Below are 18,821 nucleotides of genomic sequence, written 5' to 3' on the forward strand. Positions count from 1 at the left end.
GTTTAAGTTAAGAAGACAATATTCTAATTAAGTGAGAAAAATCTTCTTTAATATCATGGTTTTCTTTTTGTAGTTGATCAATTTTTCGACAAGCATGCAATACTGTTGTATGATCACGTCCGCCGAAAACATAACCGATTTCTGGTAGACTATGATTAGTTAATATTTTCGATAATGCCATAGCTATTTGACGAGGACGTGCAACCGAGCGGGAACGTCTTTTAGACAATAAGTCTGCTACCTTAATGTTATAATATTCAGCTACAATTTTTTGTATATGATCGATCGTAACTAATTTATCTTGTAATGCTAGTAAATCTTGTAGAGCTTCGCGTACTAAATCTATGGTAATAACGCGGCCAGTTAAGTTAGCATTGACTATAACGCGATTCAATGCTCCTTCTAGTTCACGCACATTAGAACGCAATCGTTTCGCAATGAAAAAAGCTACTTCTCCTAGAAGGTTGATATTATTCTCGTCTGCTTTTTTCATTAGAAGAGCTACACGTGTCTCAAGTTCTAAGGGTTCTATAGCTACGGTTAATCCCCAACCAAAACGGGACTTTAATCTGTCTTCTACACCGATTATTTCCAGAGGATACCGATCAGATGTCAGAATAATCTGCTGATTATTTTCTAATAAAGCATTAAAAGTATGGAAAAATTCTTCTTGCGAACGTTCTTTATGAGCAAAAAACTGAATATCATCAATAAGTAAAACATCAATAGAACGGTAATATCGTTTAAACTCTTCGATGACATTATTTTGTAGTGCCTTAACCATATCCTGCACAAATCGCTCGGAATGCATATAGACTACCCTAGTGTTTGCTTTACTACTCATCAAGCGATTGCCTATAGCATGCAGCAAATGTGTTTTACCTAAGCTAGTATGACCATACATAAATAGTGGATTATAAGCTCCACCAGGATTATCAGCTACTTGTCTTGCTGCCGTACGTGCTAATTGGTTAGATTTACCTTCTATGAAATTATCAAAAGTTTTTTTGGGATTAATATAAGAGCGATAAGATAGCGGGTGTTGCATTACTGTTATCTGTGGTGGCTTACTACCTACTTCGAAGCGTAATAATGGCGCATGTTTACCACAAAAATCATTAAGCAATTCATTAATACTATTTAGGTACTTATCGCGTACCCAATCTAGCACAAATCTGTTTGGGGCATAAAGCGCCAGCATATTTTCACTCAGTTCTGCTTGTAGGGGACGTATCCACATACTAAATTCTGTCATTGATAACTCATTCTGTAACCGTACAAGACATTGCTGCCAAAGCGAAAGTGACATCGCAAACTCCAATGAAAGCATAATGAAAATAATCAATAATATTATATATGTACAAGATTATTTAAGTTACATATATTATCCGATGTTTATTACCAACAATTTAGTTCTTAGTTAGGAGATCAATGAGTATTTATATTAGAAATTATAGATAATAACGCAAACTACGATGTAGATCTTCATAGTTTTTATCCACAGGTAAAAATGATACTTGATTCTCACGAAAATTCAGCATAGGCTTAATTTTTGTGAGAGATTGATACTCATTATTATGAGTAATAAACATTCGAATATTAATGTGATTTATTGCATTTTTACATATATATGAGTATATTATTTCGTAACTGTACGAGACTGAAATTAGTTTTTTAAGTATAAATTTCATAAGTATCAGTTATATAGTTAGTAACTATATTAATAACATGATTAACATATAATTATATGGTTAGCTAAAAATTAATATGAAACGTACTTTTCAACCATCTTTATTAAAACGTCACCGTACCCATGGTTTTCGTGCTCGTATAGCTACAAAAAGTGGTCGTCAGATTTTAGCGCGCCGCCGTGCGAAAGGTCGCTCACGTTTGACAGTATCTATTTCAGGAAAGAAAACACACCGGTGGTGAAACATGCTTTTTCAAGGGAGTTACGGTTGTTAACACCCAATAATTTTGCTTTTGTTTTCCAGCAGCCTCAACTAGTTGGTACGTCGCAAATTACTATTCTCGGGCGCTTAAATTCGCTGGGTTATCCTCGTATTGGTCTTACAATATCTAAAAAAAATATAAAATTAGCTCATGAACGTAATCGTATTAAGCGCCTGATGCGTGAAAGCTTTCGTTTACATCAGCATACCTTACCTATCATGGATTTTGTCGTCATTGCTAAAAAAGGACTTGCTGATCTTGATAATTATTCTCTGAGAGAAACATTAGAAAAGTTATGGCGTCGCCATTATCGCCAATATTAAAGCTACTAAGTTGGTTGATACGTTGTTATCAGCTTATTATTAGTCCACTATTAATACCCCATTGTAGATTTTGGCCTACATGTTCGCAATACGGTATTGAAGCGATACATAGGTTTGGTATCTTCAAAGGTAGTTGGTTAATATTAAAACGCATATTAAAATGCCACCCTTGGAACCCAGGGGGCGAAGATATCTTGCCGACAAAAAACTTTGACAAAAGAGAACACTAATAATGGATTCGCAACGCAATCTTCTTGTCATAGCTTTGCTGTTTGTTTCTTACATGATTTGGGAAATATGGCAGACTGACCATGATCCACAAACTACTATTAAAAACACACCACATGCAGCAAAAGAAACCACTGATGATCTATTCGAACAGAACATACCATTCTACGAAAAAGGTAAATTAATTCTTGTTAAAACAGATATATTTTTACTTAAAATAAATACTTATGGTGGTGATATCGAGCAGGCTTATTTACTAACATATCCTAAGAAATTAGGTTCGCCAAAACCTTTCCATTTGCTAGAAACTTCTCCTGAATTTATCTATCAAGCACAAAGTGGGCTTATGGGTAAACATGGTCAGGATAATGTAGAGCGTCCAATCTATACTACTAATGCTAATACTTATGTCATGAAGGATAATCAAAGCGTACTACGCGTACCACTAACTTATACATCACTAGAAGGAGTGGTATACACAAAAACGTTTATCTTTAAACGTAGCGATTTTGCCGTTCAGATCTGTGATAGTATTCAAAATACTAGTACTAAGCCACTAGTATTAACTTTATTTGGTCAGTTAAAACAATCTTTGAATTTACCGAATAAACGTGATATTAGTAATAATAATTTGTCATTACAAACTTATCGCGGTGCCGCTTATTCTACTACAGAAAATAAATATCAAAAATATAGTTTTAAAGATATAAAAAGAAACGACTTAAGAGTCAGTAGTAAAAAAGGTTGGATTGCAATGTTAGAGCAATATTTTGCTACGGCTTGGTTTCCATTAACCCAAGGCCCTAATACTTTTTATACGATTGATTTCGGTAATGGACAAGTTGCAGTAGGCTTTAAGTCTACTCCTATTAAGATTATTCCTGGTAGCAAAAGTGATTTAAAATCTATCCTATGGCTTGGACCTAAAATACAAGAAAAAATGGCAGTAATAGATCCTTATTTTGATCTTGCAGTTGATTATGGCTGGCTGTGGTTTATTTCTCAACCTCTATTTAAATTACTTAAATATATCCATAGTTTTATTGGTAACTGGGGTTTCTCTATTATTATTATTACTTTTGTTGTACGGGGTATAATGTATCCTTTAACAAAAGCTCAGTATACCTCGATGGCTAAAATGCTTATGTTACAGCCTAAATTAGCTGCGTTGCGTGAACGTTTTAGCGATAATAAGCAACGTCAAAGCCAGGAGTTAATGGCACTCTACAAAACCGAAAAAATAAATCCTTTAGGCGGCTGCTTACCACTAGTTATTCAGATGCCTATCTTTCTAGCACTTTATTACATGTTATCGGGTTCAATTGAACTACGCCACGCACCATTTGCTTTATGGATAAGAGATCTTTCTGCGCAAGATCCATATTATATATTACCTATATTAATGGGCATGACCATGTTTTTTATTCAAAAAATGTCGCCCACTACTATTACTGACCCGATGCAGCAAAAAATTATGACCTTTATGCCGATCATCTTCACGGTATTCTTCTTATGGTTTCCATCAGGATTAGTACTATATTATATAATAAGTAACTTAGTCACTATTATTCAACAACAGCTTATTTATCGTGGTCTAGAAAAACAAGGCCTTCATCATTGGGATAAAAAAGCCAAATGAATTTTAGTTCACTTGAGACGATTATTGCATACGCTACTCCTAATGGACGCGGTAGTGTGGGTATTTTGCGGGTATCTGGCTCTCTAACAACTACTGTGGCTCTAAAATTATTAGGTAAGTTACCACATCAGCGTCAGGCTGAGTATCTACCATTTTATGATAGAGATGGAGCAATGCTAGATAAAGGTATCGCTTTATTTTTTCCTAGTCCTCATTCTTTTACTGGCGAAGATGTTCTAGAATTGCATGGACATGGTGGTCCAGTGGTATTAGATCTACTGCTACAGCGTATCCTAACCTTGCCTGGAATACGTATCGCCCATCCTGGTGAATTTTCCGAACGTGCTTTTCTTAATAATAAGATCGATCTAGTACAGGCAGAAGCCATAGCGGATCTAATTAATGCTAGTTCAGCACAGGCTGCTCGTGCAGCTATCTATTCTTTACAGGGAGTATTTTCTCACCTAATTAACGAACTAATAGAAAAACTCACAAACCTACGTATTCATATTGAAGCTATCATTGATTTTCCAGACGAGAAGGAAATTAATGTTTATTCGGAAGGTAAAATAGAAGTTAGTTTGAATGAGTTAATATCTAGCCTGAGTCTAATACGTACTGAAGCACATCAGGGTAGTATATTACATGAAGGTATGCAAGTTGTGATTATAGGAAAACCTAATGTAGGAAAATCTAGCATCATTAATGCGTTATCGCGCCGTGAAGTAGCTATTGTAACAGCAATAGCCGGTACTACCCGCGACGTACTACGTGAACATATAAACTTAGATGGCATACCAATATATATTATTGATACTGCTGGTTTGTGTGATACCAGTAATGATGAAGTAGAACGTATCGGCATTAAACGTGCTTGGCATGAAATCCAGCAAGCAGATCATATCTTACTAGTAGTAGATAGTACTACTAGTAGTGTCAAACAAGAAGATATATTCTATCAAAGTTTAATCAAAAAACTACCAGACAATAAACCTATTACTATTATACGTAATAAAGCAGATCTTACCGGTGAACAAATCGGCGAGAGAAAAGTAAATCAATTTTCACTTATTACTATTTCTGCACTATCTGGCGATGGTATAGATGTCTTACGTGAACATTTAAAACAAAGTATAGGTTTTTCTATAAGCACAGAACATAATTTATTTTTAGCTCGACGCCGTCATTTAGAAGCATTAAAAACTGCGATGACTCATTTATCACATGGTCAAGAAAAAATATTCTGTCCGGATAAAATTGAGTTATTAGCAGAAGATTTACGATTAGCTCATAAAGCTCTTAGCGAAATTACTGGAAAATTTAGCTCTGATGATTTACTTACAATGATTTTTTCTAGTTTTTGTCTTGGAAAATAATATAATTGAAATACTGTTATTTTATGTTGCAAACATCAAATTATTCTACTGTGACAGATTTAGCTAAATTACGTGGTTGATCAATATCAGTTCCCTTTATTAAAGCGATGTTATATGCAAGCATTTGCATAGCTACAGCATAAAATATAGGTGCAACTAATTGTTCTATATTGGGCAGAAGAAGAATATTCATCTCTTTATTTTCTGCAAAACCGGTATTTTTTTCTGCAAAGACATATAATTTACCACCGCGAGTACGTACTTCCTCAATATTAGATTTAAGTTTATTTAGTAATTCATTGTTTGGTGCTATTACAATCACTGGCATATTAGCATCAATTAATGCTAGTGGTCCGTGCTTTAATTCTCCTGCTGCATATGCTTCAGCATGGATGTATGATATTTCTTTTAGTTTTAATGCTCCCTCCATAGCAATAGGGTAAAGAGTACCACGACCGAGGAATAATGCATGTTCTTTATCAAAAAAAGCTTCCGCTAAAGTTTTAATCGATTGATCAAGTAATAATATCTGTTCAATACGACTTGGTAACTTTTGTAGTGCGTGCACTATCTTTTTTTCTATTATTTGATTCATACCACGGAGACGTGCGATATATGCTGTAAACATTAAAAGTAATGTTAATTGTGTAGTAAAAGTTTTTGTAGAAGCTACGCTAATTTCTGTACCTGCACTTGTTATGAGCACTAAATCAGACTCACGAACTAGTGTGGAGCAAGCTACATTACAAATTGTTAAAGATCCAAGATAACCCATTCTCTTTGTTAATCGCAACGCTGCTAGCGTATCAGCTGTTTCACCAGATTGGGAAAGAGTAATAAGTAAACTACCAGGTCGTACTATTGATTTACGATAACGAAACTCAGAAGCAATTTCTACATCACATGGTAATTTTGCTAAAGCTTCTAACCAATAACGAGATACCATAGCTGAGTGATAAGAAGTTCCACAGGCGATAATCTGAACGTGCTGTACTTGTCTTAAGAGCACATCAATACCTTCACCTAACTCAGTCATATTAATGACTCCAGAGCAAAGGCGGCCTTCTAGGGTATTTTTTATCGCTAGTGGTTGCTCATAAATTTCTTTTTGCATATAGTGACAATATGGACTTTTATCTGCGTCTACAGTATCAGATTTGATCTGATATATTATTTCCGCTCGTTCTACAACTTGTTCCATACTGTTCCATATACGTACAGTGAGGCAAGTGATTTCTGCTATATCTCCTTCTTCCAAAAAAATAAAGCGGCGTGTTACTGGTAACAAAGCACGCTGATCCGAAGCAATAAAATTTTCTCCTACTCCACGTCCAATAATTAAGGGACTACCAGAACGCGCCGCAACTAGTATGCTAGGCTCAAGATTATCCATAATAACTATCCCATAAGTTCCATGGAGTTGTGGAATGACTCTTTGCATAACTTGAGCTAAGAGACCACCTTGTTGGCACTGTTCCCAGTGTACTAAGTGAGCAATAATTTCAGTATCGGTATCACTTAGAAAAGAGTAACCACGTTTACTTAAAACTTTACGTAGTAACTGATGATTTTCAATAATACCATTGTGTACTATAATAATATTATTGGAGACATGAGGATGAGCATTACTTTCTTTTGGATCTCCATGAGTAGCCCAACGAGTATGGGCGATACCAATTCTACCTTTTAGGGAATATTGTTTAGCAGCCTCTGCTAAGGTATTCACTTTTCCGACCTTACGCAGTAGTTGTAAGTGATTTTCATTGTTGACAACTGCTAGTCCAGCAGAATCATATCCACGATATTCAAGTCGACGTAATCCTTCTAATAATATTTTTGCGATATCACGTTGTGCAACTGCACCTACTATTCCACACATCAGTATTATTCCTAAATTAATGGTTAAGTGAGCTGTTATTAAGTGAAAAATATTTTTATAGTTTGATATCAGCTTAACACTACATAGATAGCACTATATTTATTAAATATCTATTACTTCAGTTCCAGATTAGTATTTTATGTCTTAAAATTTTTTGACTGGTCTTTGCCAGTTAACAATAGGAAACTGACGTATTCGGCTAATAATCATTTCATTAGAAGCTACATCATGTGTAACAGTCGTTCCAGCACCAATAGTAGCTCCATTACCAATAGTCACAGGTGCTACTAATTGACTATCTGAGCCAATAAATACATTATCTTCAATGATAGTCTGATGTTTATTCGCACCATCATAGTTACAAGTTATAGTACCAGCTCCAATATTAACTTTTGTACCAATTTGGGCATCACCTAGGTAGCTTAGGTGTGCAACTTTAGATTCTTTACCAAGAGTTGATTTCTTAATTTCTACAAAATTACCAACATAAGCACCTTCTTGAAGTTGACTACCAGGGCGTAGATGTGCGAATGGACCAACAGTACTTTGTGCAGCTAAATATGCATCTTCGATAATAGTATAAGGTTTGATCACTACATTATTTCCAATAACAGTATTGCTAAGAACACAACCAGTACTAATTACTACTTGATTGCCAATCGTAACTTGACCTTGTATTATCACATTAGTATCAATATATACATCATATCCATGCTTAAGTTCTCCTCGTAGCTCAAATCTGTTAGGATCTGCGATCCTAACACCTGCTAACAATAAACGCTCAGCTTGTTCTTGTTGATAAATACGTTCAAGTTTAGCTAGTTGTAAGCAATTATTAATACCTTTAATTTCGCTGATTCTCTCAGGATGCACAACGTTAATTTTATGTCCTTCTTTCCAAGCTAGTGTAATAATATCTGTTAAATAAAACTCTTTCAAAGTATTAGCATTTGTTAATTTAACTATCCAACGCTTTAAGTCGTTGCCACGAGTGACTAAAATACCAGTATTAATTTCATTAATTAGTTGTTGTTGTTCATTTGCTTCTTGATGTTCCACAATACCTGTCACTTGTTCATTATCGTATATAATACGTCCATATCCATCTGGATTCTCTAGCTTTGCTGTTAATAAACTTATACCTTCCTCTGGATAGGCAGCTAAAAGACGTTCTAGTGTATACGGAGAAATTAGTGGAACATCACCATAGAGAATGAGAACCTTTGCATCATCGTGCAAAACTGGGATTACTTGTTTGACGGCATGTCCAGTACCGTATTGTTCTACCTGTTTTATCCAATTAAGAGAACTTTGCTTTTCTGTAAGCTGTTGTTGTAATAGTTCACCATTATGACCATATACTAAATAAATATTTGTTGCATTTAATTGCATAGCAGCATCTATTACATACTGTATGATTGGTTTGCCTGCTAAAAGATGTAATACTTTTGGTAGATGAGAATACATTCTTGTGCCTTTACCGGCTGCTAGAATGACTACACTTAATTTTCGATTTAACATAACTATTATATTTATTAGATAAACTAAAATAGTTTATTAGGGGAGGGAAACTATTATTTTTCTATATTTAAATAATGTTATTAAGTAATACTAATAATAGTTAATATTAAAAAAGTGCATTTATAATAATAAATTACATTACTTTTTTAGTGAGTTTAATCACCCGTAACTTAGCAATTGCTTTAGAAAGTTCGGCAGAGGCATGAGCATAATTAATATTATTAGATAAGTTCTTCATGTGATCTTTTGCTTTACGTTGTGATTCTATTGCTTTTGCTTCATCAAGATCTTGACCTCTAATTGCAGTATCCGCTAATACAGTAACATTATTGAACTGAACTTCAAGTATACCACCTGATAGGTAAATATATTCTTCTTGACCATATTCTTTTATGATGCGTATCATCCCAGGTTTAATTTGAGTTAACAGAGGTGTATGTCCAGGAAAAATACCTAGTTCACCTTCACTACCAGTAACTTGAATTTTTTCAACTAAACCTGAAAATATTTGTTGTTCAGCACTTACCACATCTAAATAATAAGTTTTTACTACCATAGAAATATTTTTCATCCTCAAAGTACTATAGTTGATTATTTTTAGCTATAGCTTCTTCAATCGAACCGACCATATAAAATGCTTGTTCAGGAAGATAATCATACTTACCTGCCATAATATCTTTAAAACCACAGATTGTTTCTTGTAAAGAAACATACTTACCAGGAAAGCCCGTAAATACTTCTGCTACAAAAAACGGCTGTGATAGAAAACGTTGAATTTTGCGGGCACGTGAGACAACCAGTCTATCATCTTCTGATAGTTCATCGATACCAAGTATCGCAATAATATCTTTCAGTTCTTGGTAACGTTGTAGAATAGATTGTACGCCTAAAGTTACATTGTAGTGCTCTTGACCAACTATTAGAGGATCTAACTGACGACTAGTAGATTCTAGTGGATCGATAGCGGGATAAATGCCTAAAGAAGCTATTTCACGGCTTAGTACTACAGTAGCATCAATATGAGCAAATGTCGTCGCTGGAGCAGGATCTGTTAAATCATCTGCAGGTACATAAACAGCCTGTATTGAAGTTATAGAACCTGTTTTAGTCGAAGTAATACGTTCTTGCAAAAGACCCATTTCTTCTGCTAGTGTCGGTTGATAGCCAACTGCGGATGGCATACGACCTAGTAACGCAGATACTTCTGCCCCAGCTAGAATATAACGATAAATATTATCGATGAACAATAGAACATCACGACCTTCATCACGAAACTTTTCTGCTATCGTTAAACCTGTAAGTGCCACTCGGAGACGATTACCAGGTGGTTCATTCATCTGTCCATACACTAGCGAAACTTTATCGATAACGTGAGAATCACTCATTTCATGATAAAAATCATTCCCTTCACGAGTACGTTCACCTACTCCAGTGAATACTGAATAACCTGCATGTTCAATAGCAATATTACGAATGAGTTCCATCATATTTACAGTCTTACCTACTCCGGCACCGCCGAATAGACCAACTTTGCCACCTTTGACAAAAGGACACATCAGATCAATAACTTTAATGCCTGTTTCTAAGATCTCTTGAGATAAAGCTAACTCTTCATAGCTAGGAGATAGTCGATGGATAGACCATCGTTCTTCTTCATTAAGATCTCCTTTCATATCAATAGGTTCACCAAGCACATTCATCATACGACCTAAAGTTGATTTTCCAACAGGTACTTCAATTGGATGTCCTAGGTCAGTAACTTGTAAACCTCTACGTAAACCATCAGAAATTCCCATAGCTATACAGCGTACAACACCGCTACCTAGTTGTTGTTCTACTTCTAGTACTAATTTTGTAGTACCGTTTTTGACTTCAAGTGCATTATATACTTTTGGTACGACATCTTGCGGAAACTCGACGTCAACTACGGCACCAATAACTTGGATAACTTTTCCCGTAGTCATCTGAAATCCTCTTAAATACTTTATACTGAAGTGAATTAGTTAAATAGCTGCTGCTCCTGCAACTATTTCAGTTATTTCTTGAGTGATACTACTTTGTCGAGCATTATTATAAATAATTTTTAGTTCTTTTATAATACTACTCCCATTATCAGTAGCCGTTTTCATAGCAATCATTCGTGCTGCTTGTTCGCTCGCAAGATTTTCAACAACACTCTGATAAATTTGTGATTCTATATAACGAGATAGTAACGTATCTAATAAGATTTTAGGATCTGGTTCATATAGATAATCCCAGTATTTCATTTTTAAATCGATTTGATCATCAAATGGAATCGGTAATATTTGTAATATTTGTGGTATTTGTGACAGTGTGCTAATAAATCTATTACTAACAACATATAGTTTATCTATACGATTTTCAGCATATGCTTGTAGCATTACTTTTACCGGGCCTATTAGTTCTGAAAGAATTGGATTCGCTCCCATACTAGTAATTTGTGAAACAATGTTACTACTAATTGAATTAAAAAAACATACTGCCTTATAACCGATTAGTGCTAGTTCTGTTTGAATACCTTTTTCACTTGACCGTTTCATATGAGTTAATAGTTTTTTAAATAAGTTAATGTTTAGACCACCTGCGAGACCACGATCGGTAGATACGACCAAATAACCTATAGTTTTAATTTCACGTTCATCAAAGTAAAAATGTTTATATTCTAAATTTCCTAAAGCAAGGTGCCCAATTACTTTACGTATTATTTCTGAATAAGGACGACTAGCTTTCATGCGTTCTTGAGTTTTACGCATTTTTGATGCAGCAACCATTTCCATGGCTTTAGTAATTTTTTGTGTATTTTTAATACTAGTGATTTTACTACGTATCTCTTTTGCGCCATTCATTTCTTTTATCCTCAAGTGTCGCTTACTGTGAGTTACGTTAGTAATAAGTACATTACTAATACTAGATTGTTTTGAATTTATTAAGAATCATTTTAAACTGATTTGTAATTGAATCGCAGTCATCACCATTATTGTTAATTTGTTCCATTAATTCACTTTCCTCACGATTAACATAAGAGATCAGTTCAAATTCAAAAGAGCTTATTTTTGTGAGCTCTATATCTTCTAAATATCCCTCTATTGCTGCAAATAGCATTAAAGCTTGTTGTGAAACTGACATGGGTGTATATTGTTTTTGTTTTAATAGTTCTGTTACTTTTTTACCATGATTTATCTGTTTACGAGTAGCCTCATCTAAATCAGAAGCAAATTGAGAGAATGCCGCTAATTCACGATACTGTGCTAATGCAGTACGAATACCACTAGATACTTTTTTCATAATCTTCGTTTGTGCTGCGCTCCCCACACGAGATACTGAAATACCTGGATTTACAGCGGGACGAAAACCTGCGTTAAATAGATTTGATTCTAAAAAAATTTGTCCATCAGTAATAGATATTACGTTAGTAGGAACGAAAGCTGATACGTCTCCAGCTTGAGTTTCAATAATTGGTAACGCAGTTAAAGAACCAGTTTTGCCTTTTACTTTACCTTTAGTATAGTTTTCAACATAATCAGCATTCACACGCGATGCACGTTCTAGCAGACGAGAATGTAGATAGAACACATCACCAGGATATGCTTCACGACCTGGTGGTCGACGTAGTAATAGGGAAATCTGACGATAAGCTATAGCTTGTTTAGATAAATCATCATAAACAATAAGTGCACTATCCCCACAATTTCTAAAATATTCACCCATAGTACAACCAGCATATGGCGCTAAATACTGCAGTGCTGCAGAGTCAGAAGCAGTCGCTACTACTACTATAGTATGAGCTAATGCATGGTGTTCCTCGAGTTTACGTACTACATTACGAATAGTAGAAGCTTTTTGACCAATAGCTACATAAATACATTTAATACCGCTGTAGCGCTGGTTTATAATAGTGTCTATAGCTAATGCTGATTTACCTGTTTGACGATCACCGATAATTAGTTCACGCTGACCACGTCCAATAGGTATCATTGCATCGATAGATTTATAGCCAGTTTGAATTGGTTCATTAATTGATTGACGTTCAATAACTCCTGGCGCAATAGCTTCAACTGCAGCAAAAAAACTATGTTCTAATGGACCCTTACCATCAATAGGTGTACCAAGAACATTTATTATACGACCTAGTAGACCATAACCCACTGGCACTTCTAAAATACGTCCGGTACATTTTACTTTCATACCTTCTGTTAAATCTGTATATGGTCCCATTACCACAGCACCAACACAATCTCTTTCTAAATTTAAAGCTATGGCAAAACGGTTATCAGGTAGTGCTATCATTTCGCCCTGCATTACTTCTGATAATCCATAAATACGAATGATACCATCACTAATAGAAAAAATAGTACCTTCATGATAAATTTCGCTTGCGATATTAAACTGAGCAATACGTTGTTTGATTAGTTGGCTAATTTCTGTGGAATGCAATTGCATGTTCCGTCTCACTTCTATTTATCATATGGATAGAGATCTGGTAAGGCGTTCTAGACGACCCCGTATACTGCCATCTATAACCATATCATTAATTCGAATTATGATTCCTGCCATTACTGATCGATCTATTTTACAATTCAGTGTAATTTTACGTGATATACGTTGTTCTAGAGCTGTAGTGATTTTCGTTATTTGTGCTTGATTTAATCTATGAATAGAAATCAATTCGACTTCTACTGCTAATTCATATTGAGTACGCAAATTAATAAAATTTTGAAATACATATGGTAATACTATTAGGCGTTTATTCTGAGCCATTATTTTAATTAAATTTTGACCATAAATATTCAATTGATCGCCGCAAACAGAGATAAAAATTTTTGCTAATTGTACGTCTAAAATTACTTTATTAGCTAATAGCTTCTTTATATCTTTATTATTGCTTACTTCAGCAGAAAATAATAACATTGATTGCCAAGATTCTATTTTTTTATGCTCAACAGCAAAATCAAACGCTGCTTTTGCGTAAGGATGAGCTATCGTTATAAATTCAGACATTGATTCTACTCAATTGAAATTTCTGTGATAATTTTATCAACAATTTTGCTATGTATTGTCTTATCTATTGAATGTTCAATTATTTTTTCTGCACTTATTAAAGCTAACATACAGATTTGTGTACGTAGCTCTTCATACATTTTTTTTCTTTCAGTATTTATTTGTATTTGTGTTTGTTCGAGTATATTTTGACATTGAATTTCAGCTTCAACTTTAGCTTGACTAATGAGTGCAATTTTATGTTGATTTGCTTCTTCAATAATTTCTTGTGCTTTAACTTTTACTTGTCTTAAATAATCTGTAGCTTGAACTTGAGCAATCTCTAAATCTTTTTTCGCATTTTCTACAAATATTAGACTTTCTGTAATATCATTTTGACGTTTTTCTACTGCAGAAATAAGCGGTGGCCATACATATTTCATACAAAATAAAACAAAGATAGTAAAAGCTATAGCCTGACCCAAAATAGTTGCATTTAAATTCATATCAAACGGTTTCTCATGCAAGTTAATGATTGTAAGTTAAATATTAAGTGATCGCAAATATTATATATAAACCTAAACCTACTGTAATCATCGGAATAGCATCAACTAAACCCATTACAATAAAAAACTGAGAGCGAAGAAGAGGAATTAAATCAGGTTGACGTGCAGCTCCTTCTAAAAATTTACCTCCTAATATACCAATACCAATCGCAGCACCAATAGCTGCTAGACCCATCATAATAGTTGCAGCCATATATAACATATTTGTATTATTCAAAGTATCCATAATAACAACCTTATTTCTTATTTAAGGAATTTTATATAATTTGCGTAATATTAAATATATTACGAAGATAATGTCTAAACTTTATGTGTTTCAGTAGCCATTGCTAGATACACAATTGTTAAAACCATAAAAATAAAAGCTTGTAGTGTTACTATAATAATATGAAAAATAGCCCAAGGAACATTTATTATCCACTGTAACCACCATGGTAATAGACCAGCAATTAAAATAAAAATTAACTCACCTGCATACATATTACCAAATAAACGAAGAGCTAAAGAAATTGGTTTAGATAATAAACTAACACTTTCAAGAATTAAATTAATGGGAATAAAAATTGGATGGTTAAAAGGTTGCATAGTAAGTTCTTTTATAAAACTTTTTATTCCTTTGATCATAATGCTATAATATAAAATCAGCATAAAGACACCCAGTGCCATTGCAAATGTAATGTTGATATCAGCAGAAGGTACAACTCGTAGTACAGGTAGATTCCATATATACTGAGCAAGATAAGGTAGTAAATCAATCGATAGTAAGTCCATAATATTCATTAAAAATATCCAGACAAAAATCGTTAATGCCAGAGGAGCTATTAACTTGCTTTGCATCTGAAAAATATCACGTACATTTTTATTCACAAAATCAATAATTAGTTCAATAGTAGTCTGTATTTTATTTGGAATACCACTAGTAGCTCTTTTAGCAACATAGTAAAAACTTACTAAAAAAATTAAACCCAATAGTAAAGAAAAGAACATGGAATCAATATTTAGTACCCAAAATGATGCTACAGTAGAAGCTTTAACTAGTTTGAAATTATGCAAATCAAGTTGCAAATGATTTAAGTGGTGACAAATATATGCTTTTAAAGTAGTTGTTTCTCCTAATTTTGATACAGACATGGTATTTTACCTAAGATTAGTAGTATATACAAAAACCAATAAATTAAACTAGTACAAAATATATAAATTATACGGATAAATACAATAATCTCAATAGATCAGTAACAAATATAGCTCAATATTATTTAATACTTTAAACAATTAATAAATTGCTAAATTAATATATAATATAATAAATAATTAATTTATGAAAATACATTGATATAGATTTTGATCTATTCCTAATATATTTATTATTTTTAATATTAAAGTTGTTAATTATTATTAACAAATAATAATCCCCGTTTTTTTAACCATATGAGTAAAATAGAAATAGCAGTTGGTGTAATACCAGAAATCCGTGATGCTTGCCCAATAGAACTAGGTTTATAATTATTTAATTTACATATTACTTCTTTAGATAAACTAGAAATTATATTATAATCAATATTATTAGGTAATAATGTTTTCTCATGACGTAACTGACGCAAGATATCTTCTTGTTGCCGAGTAATATAGCCTTCATATTTAATCTGTATTTCAATTTGTTCTGTTACTTGGTCATTATCTAATACTGGACCAAAAGTTGGTAAGTTGGTTAGTAACTTATAATTAATTTCTGGTCGCCGAAGTAATTCTTCACCGTTAATTTTATTTATTAAAGGTTTTTTTAATAATAAATTGAGCTTTTCTATGTCTTTTGTGTTAGGGTATATTGAAATATTACGTAATCTTTGGCGTTCTAATTCAATCTGTTCTCGTTTAACACAAAAATGTTTCCACCGTACGTCATTTACTAAACCAAGTTTACGTCCAATTTCAGTAAGACGGATATCTGCGTTATCTTCACGTAAAGAAAGTCGATATTCTGCACGAGAAGTAAACATACGATATGGTTCATTAGTCCCTAATAAACAAAGATCATCAATTAATACTCCAAGATATGCTTCGCTTCGAGATGGTGACCAACTTTCTTGCTCTTTAGCTTGTAGAGCAGCGTTAATTCCAGCAAGTAAACCTTGAGCAGCCGCTTCTTCATAACCTGTTGTGCCATTTATCTGTCCGGCAAAAAAGAGATTATTAATAATTTTACTTTCTAATGTAAGTTTCAAATCACGTGGATCAAAAAAATCATACTCGATTGCATAACCAGGATGCGTAATTTGGGCGTTTTCTAAGCCTTTGATTGATTGAATCATTTTGATTTGAATATCTAATGGTAAACTAGTAGAAATACCATTGGGATAAATTTCTTGACTTGTTAATCCTTCGGGTTCAAGAAAAATTTGATGTGCATTACGATCAGAAAAATTTATTACTTTATCTTCAATAGAAGGACAATAACGTGGCCCTATACTTCCTATTAGTCCAGTATATATTGGACTATAGTGTAAGTTTTTTCTAATAATTTCATGTGTATAATTATTAGTATATGTTATATAACAAGGTACTTGACGTGGATGTTGATTAATAGATCCTATAAAAGAAAATACTGGTAGAGGATGATCACTATGTTGTGTAGCTAATATATTAAAATTAATACTACATGCATTAATTCTAGGTGGTGTTCCAGTTTTGAGACGCTTTACTCTTAATGGTAATTCTCTTAGCTTATTGGAAAGTTTAATTGATGATGGATCTCCTGCACGACCAGCACTATAACAATTTAAACCAATATGAATTTGACCATTGAGAAAAGTACCAACAGTCAGTACTACTGCTCTTGCATAAAACTTTAATCCTAATTGTGTTATTACACCAATTATATGATTGTTTTTAATTATTAAATTTTCTACTGGTTGTTCAATTATTATTAAATTTTGCTGATTTTTTAAGAGGGTACGTATTGCTTTACGATAAAGTGTTCTATCTGCTTGTGCTCGTGTTGCTCTAACTGCTGGTCCTTTACTAGCATTGAGTCTTCTAAACTGAATACCAGCATGGTCAATAGCTTGAGCCATGATACCACCCATAGCATCAATTTCTTTCGTTAAATGTCCTTTTCCAATACCACCTATAGCAGGATTACAAGACATTTCTCCTAATTTTTTAATATTATGTGTTAATAGTAAGGTTTTACAACCTATTTGTGCTGATGCTACCGCTGCTTCTGTACCTGCATGGCCTCCACCAACAATAATAATATCAAAATTATCTCGATTTAACATGATAAAACCTTTGAATATATTAGCTTAATGTTATTAACATAATATATTTAAATAAAAATTTAAAATAATAGCAAATATTTTTTTATAATGTTTTATAAAATAATGGATAAATATTAAGTAAACTATTATTGTCTTCTCGTACTCTAAGTAAACTATCTATCTCTAAATCATTATTTAGTACTGCTTGTACCCATATTTTTTGATTGGCCATTTGACACGCTGCTAAAATGATACCAGTACAACGCCAATGGTTTCCAATTTTGATTTCTAAGGATTCACCAGTTACGGGAATATTACTAGCATTACCTATTAAAAAATAAAGTTTTTGTTTATTCATACCACGATATTTAGTACGCGCTATAACTTCTTGGCCAACGTAACATCCTTTATTAAAATCAATACCACCTAATAATTCTAAATTTACTGCTTGTGGTATTAATCGTGTACTTGTAACGTCATCAATAATAGGATAACCAGCTTCAATATCTAATGCTAACCACTGTTTACTATTATTTATCTGTGCTTTACCAGTAAGTACATGCAGTAAATAATTACGTACCACATGTGTCGTAATTAGTAAAAAACGATGTTTTGGCTGACTAAAATATATGATAGTAGTATCAGTGTAATGTATTACAGGACATAAAATATTTGGTAACCTAGCAAAAAACTGATTTAATGTTTCTTGAGCTTGAAAACCTGCGATTCCAAGTAGCACTACATTATCATTAGCTGTAATAGTTACTTTTGAAAACACTGCATATTTTTTGAGTATTTCTAACTGACGATCACGTACACTACTTCGGATTATCAGCGATAATTGATCTAAATGATAAAATATACGAATAGTGCTATACATTTTTCCTTGAGCGTTGCAATGAGCAGCAAAAATATATTGATTTGAATTCAGAGATACTATATTACAGGTTAATTGTCCCTGTAAGTACTTAATACTATCTATACCATTTATAGTAATTAACGTCCATTCTTCCAGAAAGATAATTGTTAACGGTAAATCATTAGATGATAATGGTATGGGAATATTAGAATTAGACATAAA

18 protein-coding genes are annotated in these 18,821 nt (G+C 33.3%); 5 read left to right on the top strand and 13 right to left on the bottom strand.

The window, feature by feature from the left end:
• Nucleotides 1-7 precede the first annotated feature (7 nt).
• The gene (dnaA, locus tag IM45_RS00745) at nucleotides 8-1,309 is read right to left on the bottom strand and encodes a chromosomal replication initiator protein DnaA (RefSeq protein WP_038498010.1); all 1,302 of its coding nucleotides are present in this window, start codon (nucleotides 1,307-1,309) and stop codon (nucleotides 8-10) included.
• Nucleotides 1,310-1,767: 458 nt separating this feature from the next.
• On the opposite strand from dnaA, the gene rpmH reads away from it, so the two are divergent.
• The 5 genes from rpmH to mnmE are packed head-to-tail and all read left to right on the top strand — an operon-like array spanning nucleotide 1,768 to nucleotide 5,519.
• The gene (gene rpmH / locus IM45_RS00750; RefSeq protein WP_038498013.1) at nucleotides 1,768-1,932 is read left to right on the top strand and encodes a 50S ribosomal protein L34; all 165 of its coding nucleotides are present in this window, start codon (nucleotides 1,768-1,770) and stop codon (nucleotides 1,930-1,932) included.
• Nucleotides 1,926-2,276 carry a ribonuclease P protein component gene (gene rnpA, locus IM45_RS00755; protein WP_038498018.1) on the top strand — a complete coding sequence of 117 codons (351 nt, stop codon included), beginning with the start codon at nucleotides 1,926-1,928 and terminating at the stop codon, nucleotides 2,274-2,276. Before rpmH ends, rnpA begins: the two co-directional genes overlap by 7 nt.
• Complete coding sequence (gene yidD / locus IM45_RS03665; protein WP_081901714.1) at nucleotides 2,249-2,506, top strand: membrane protein insertion efficiency factor YidD; 258 nt, start codon at nucleotides 2,249-2,251, stop codon at nucleotides 2,504-2,506. The genes rnpA and yidD overlap by 28 nt, the downstream gene beginning before the upstream one ends.
• 2 nt (nucleotides 2,507-2,508) lie before the next feature.
• The gene (gene yidC / locus IM45_RS00760; RefSeq protein WP_038498021.1) at nucleotides 2,509-4,143 is read left to right on the top strand and encodes a membrane protein insertase YidC; all 1,635 of its coding nucleotides are present in this window, start codon (nucleotides 2,509-2,511) and stop codon (nucleotides 4,141-4,143) included.
• A complete protein-coding gene (gene mnmE / locus IM45_RS00765) occupies nucleotides 4,140-5,519 on the top strand; it encodes a tRNA uridine-5-carboxymethylaminomethyl(34) synthesis GTPase MnmE (RefSeq protein ID WP_038498024.1) in 1,380 nt (459 codons plus the stop codon). The genes yidC and mnmE overlap by 4 nt, the downstream gene beginning before the upstream one ends.
• 40 nt (nucleotides 5,520-5,559) lie before the next feature.
• Here mnmE and glmS read toward each other — a convergent pair whose 3' ends face one another.
• From glmS to ygfZ, 12 genes are all read right to left on the bottom strand, one after another.
• A complete protein-coding gene (glmS, locus tag IM45_RS00770; protein WP_038498027.1) occupies nucleotides 5,560-7,398 on the bottom strand; it encodes a glutamine--fructose-6-phosphate transaminase (isomerizing) in 1,839 nt (612 codons plus the stop codon).
• 144 nt (nucleotides 7,399-7,542) lie between these two features.
• Complete coding sequence (gene glmU, locus IM45_RS00775) at nucleotides 7,543-8,919, bottom strand: bifunctional UDP-N-acetylglucosamine diphosphorylase/glucosamine-1-phosphate N-acetyltransferase GlmU (protein ID WP_038498030.1); 1,377 nt, start codon at nucleotides 8,917-8,919, stop codon at nucleotides 7,543-7,545.
• A 133-nt stretch (nucleotides 8,920-9,052) separates the two neighbouring features.
• A complete protein-coding gene (locus IM45_RS00780) occupies nucleotides 9,053-9,475 on the bottom strand; it encodes a F0F1 ATP synthase subunit epsilon (RefSeq protein WP_038499481.1) in 423 nt (140 codons plus the stop codon).
• Between the two features lie 25 nt (nucleotides 9,476-9,500).
• Nucleotides 9,501-10,883: a F0F1 ATP synthase subunit beta gene (gene atpD / locus IM45_RS00785; RefSeq protein WP_038498033.1), complete on the bottom strand. Its 1,383-nt coding sequence runs from the start codon at nucleotides 10,881-10,883 to the stop codon at nucleotides 9,501-9,503.
• A 39-nt stretch (nucleotides 10,884-10,922) separates the two neighbouring features.
• Nucleotides 10,923-11,786 carry a F0F1 ATP synthase subunit gamma gene (gene atpG, locus IM45_RS00790; RefSeq protein WP_038498036.1) on the bottom strand — a complete coding sequence of 288 codons (864 nt, stop codon included), beginning with the start codon at nucleotides 11,784-11,786 and terminating at the stop codon, nucleotides 10,923-10,925.
• A 61-nt stretch (nucleotides 11,787-11,847) separates the two neighbouring features.
• Complete coding sequence (gene atpA / locus IM45_RS00795; protein ID WP_038498039.1) at nucleotides 11,848-13,380, bottom strand: F0F1 ATP synthase subunit alpha; 1,533 nt, start codon at nucleotides 13,378-13,380, stop codon at nucleotides 11,848-11,850.
• 21 nt (nucleotides 13,381-13,401) lie between these two features.
• The gene (gene atpH, locus IM45_RS00800) at nucleotides 13,402-13,938 is read right to left on the bottom strand and encodes a F0F1 ATP synthase subunit delta (protein ID WP_038498042.1); all 537 of its coding nucleotides are present in this window, start codon (nucleotides 13,936-13,938) and stop codon (nucleotides 13,402-13,404) included.
• Nucleotides 13,939-13,943: 5 nt separating this feature from the next.
• Nucleotides 13,944-14,423 (bottom strand): F0F1 ATP synthase subunit B, encoded by a 480-nt coding sequence (atpF, locus tag IM45_RS00805; RefSeq protein WP_038498044.1) that lies wholly within the window; start codon nucleotides 14,421-14,423, stop codon nucleotides 13,944-13,946.
• Nucleotides 14,424-14,466: 43 nt separating this feature from the next.
• Complete coding sequence (gene atpE / locus IM45_RS00810) at nucleotides 14,467-14,709, bottom strand: F0F1 ATP synthase subunit C (protein WP_038498047.1); 243 nt, start codon at nucleotides 14,707-14,709, stop codon at nucleotides 14,467-14,469.
• A 74-nt stretch (nucleotides 14,710-14,783) separates the two neighbouring features.
• On the bottom strand, nucleotides 14,784-15,614 hold the full coding sequence (atpB, locus tag IM45_RS00815) for a F0F1 ATP synthase subunit A (RefSeq protein ID WP_038498050.1): 831 nt from the start codon (nucleotides 15,612-15,614) through the stop codon (nucleotides 14,784-14,786).
• 254 nt (nucleotides 15,615-15,868) lie between these two features.
• Nucleotides 15,869-17,761 (bottom strand): tRNA uridine-5-carboxymethylaminomethyl(34) synthesis enzyme MnmG, encoded by a 1,893-nt coding sequence (gene mnmG / locus IM45_RS00820; RefSeq protein WP_038498053.1) that lies wholly within the window; start codon nucleotides 17,759-17,761, stop codon nucleotides 15,869-15,871.
• 82 nt (nucleotides 17,762-17,843) lie between these two features.
• A complete protein-coding gene (ygfZ, locus tag IM45_RS00825; RefSeq protein WP_038499484.1) occupies nucleotides 17,844-18,818 on the bottom strand; it encodes a tRNA-modifying protein YgfZ in 975 nt (324 codons plus the stop codon).
• Between the last annotated feature and the right edge of the window lie 3 nt (nucleotides 18,819-18,821).

Source organism: Candidatus Palibaumannia cicadellinicola (assembly GCF_000754265.1).
GTDB lineage: Bacteria > Pseudomonadota > Gammaproteobacteria > Enterobacterales > Enterobacteriaceae > Baumannia > Baumannia cicadellinicola_B.